The 2,412-nt window shown below is 67.7% G+C and carries 1 protein-coding gene; it reads right to left on the bottom strand.

The window, feature by feature from the left end:
- On the bottom strand, positions 1 to 2,207 hold a 2,207-nt coding region (locus QMZ25_RS18910; RefSeq protein ID WP_283220124.1), incomplete at its 3' end, for a glycoside hydrolase family 2 TIM barrel-domain containing protein.
- Positions 2,208 to 2,412 lie beyond the last annotated feature (205 nt).

Here is a 2,412-nt window from a genome sequence, read left to right on the forward strand (position 1 = left end):
AACACCGCAATCGTGCGCTTCGGATCGGCACCCGCCAGCAGTTCGGCATCACTGAAATCGCCGACCGCCGTCACGCCCGCGGCCGCCAGGGTCACCGCCTGCTCGCGACGACGCAGCACTTTGCCGTCGACATCCATCACCCGCAGCCGCCAGCGCGCCTCGCCGGCGTCGCCATCGTTCAGCAGACGCACGCGTGTCGTGCCCTCGTCACGCAGCGCCGCCACCGCAACGGGAGCGAAGAAGCGCCGCGCCTGGTAGTGCAGCGCCTTCCAGCGCCCGAAGTAGTCCACACTCGACCAGGACGCACCCGGCCATACGTCATTGAGCTGCCAGTAGAGCGAGCCCATCGTGTAGGGGCGTGAGGCGCGATGGTGCAGCGCTGCCAGAGCGATGCCATCGGCCTGCATCACCTGGCTCAGATACACGAAGTCGCCGAAATCCTTCGGTGTGCCGTAACCCCGCTCGATATAGTGCAGCAGACGGCTGTTGCCCTCGCCCGCCATGAACTTCTGGTGCGCGCGGATCACCGGGCTGTCGATCCGCTGCTCGGCGCGGGTTGCGATCTGGTCCACCGTAGCCACGGCCGGCCACGCCTGCAGGCCGTACTCGGACATGAAGCGCGGCGTCTCGCGCAGATAGGCCTGCAGCGGCAACGCCGGATTGCCCCACACCTGCCAGTAGTGCTTGTCGCCACGGGTGGAGTCGTTGGCCTTCTCGTCGAGGTCGTTGCTGGGCGAACTGGACCAGTACGGCACCCCCAGCCCTTCTTCGCGGACCACCGCGCGAAGGTCATTGCCGAACAGGTCCACATAGCCCTGCCAGACCTTTGCTGCAAAGGCCGGATCCGCGGCCTTCAGGTCGCGGCCATGGCCCCAGTCCTTCCACGCGATTTCCTCTTCGTTGTTGCCACACCACAACACGATGCTGGGGTGATGGCGCAGGCGGCGCACGTTGTCGCGTGCCTCGGCAACCACGCTGGCGCGGAATGCCGGGTCGTAACCGGGCTGCATGCCGCCGCCGAACATGAAGTCCTGCCAGACCAGCAGGCCCAGTTCATCGGCAATATCGAAGAACACATCGTCTTCGTAGTAGCCGCCGCCCCAGTTGCGCAGCATGTTCATGTTGGCGTCGCGCGCGGCGGTCAGCACCTGGCGCACGCGCGCGGAATCCACATGGGCCGGGAACGCGTCGAAGGGAATCACGTTCGCGCCCTTGGCGAAGACCGGCACGCCGTTGATCACGAATGCGAAGCCCTGGCCGCCGTCAGCGTCCTTGTCGCGGCGCAGTTCGACCGTGCGCAGGCCGATGCGCTGCTCGCGCGCGAGCGACTCGCTGTCGCCGCCGTCCAGGCGGACCGCCACCACGTAGCGATCCTGTGCCCCGTAGCCGACCGGCCACCAGCGGCGCGGCTGGGCAAGCGCCACCGGCAGCTCCACCGTATTCGCTCCCGGGGCCACTGCAACGTGCCGCTGCACCCGCGCGACACTGCGCATCTCCGGATCGAACACCTCCACATCGACGGCCGCGGTACCCGCGGCAGCGTCCTGTTCCACCTGCAGCACGACCGCAAGCTTCGCCTGCTGCGCGTCCAGCATGTCGGTGCGTACGGCCACATCGCCGAGGCGTCGCTCCCCCCAGGACTCCAGGTCGATGCCACGCCAGACCCCGGCGGTGACATAGCGCGGACCCCAGTCCCAGCCGAAATGGTAGGCCGGCTTGCGCGCGAAATTACCGACCATCGCATCCTTCGGCTCGTCACCGTAGGGCGATGGATAATTGCCAGCGATCCTGTGCGGCATCGCCTGGACAGCGGGCAGCAGCGTGCGGATCGGCGAACGGAACACGATCTGCAGCGTGTTGCCCGTCGCCTTCAGGCGGCCGTCCACGCGCACGCGCCAGCTGCGGTGAGCGTTGTCGGCGCGCAACAGCGGCCTGCCGTTGAGGGTGACTTCCGCGTAGGTATCCAGACCGTCAAAGCGCAGTTCCGCGTTCGGCCTGGCCAGGGTCGCGGCGTCCACATCGAAGCGTGCACGGTATTCCCACGCCGCCAGGCCGATCCACTGCAGCTCGGCCTCGGCGGCGCCGACGTAAGGATCACGGATCAGTTCATGCGCCAGCAGGTCGGTGTGGATGCTGCCCGGCACCTGCGCGCTGCGCCATTGCTGCAGGCCGGGATGCGCCGCGCCCTGCGCGTCGCCCGGCAGCATGCGGAACTCCCAGCTTGCCTGTAACGGAGCGGCCGCTGCCGGGAATACGAGAGTGGCAACCCACAACAGGGCCAGAGAGGCGAACGGGCAAACGGCACGGAAAGGGCGATGCACGGGTGGAGCTCCTGTTGTGTCCGCCGGGCATGGCCCGGCGCTACCGATCATGCTTCGCCGGGCATGGCCCGGCGCTACCGATCATGCTTCG

The sequence above is a fragment of the Stenotrophomonas sp. RS-48 genome (assembly GCF_030053245.1).
Classification (GTDB): Bacteria; Pseudomonadota; Gammaproteobacteria; order Xanthomonadales; family Xanthomonadaceae; genus Stenotrophomonas; species Stenotrophomonas maltophilia_P.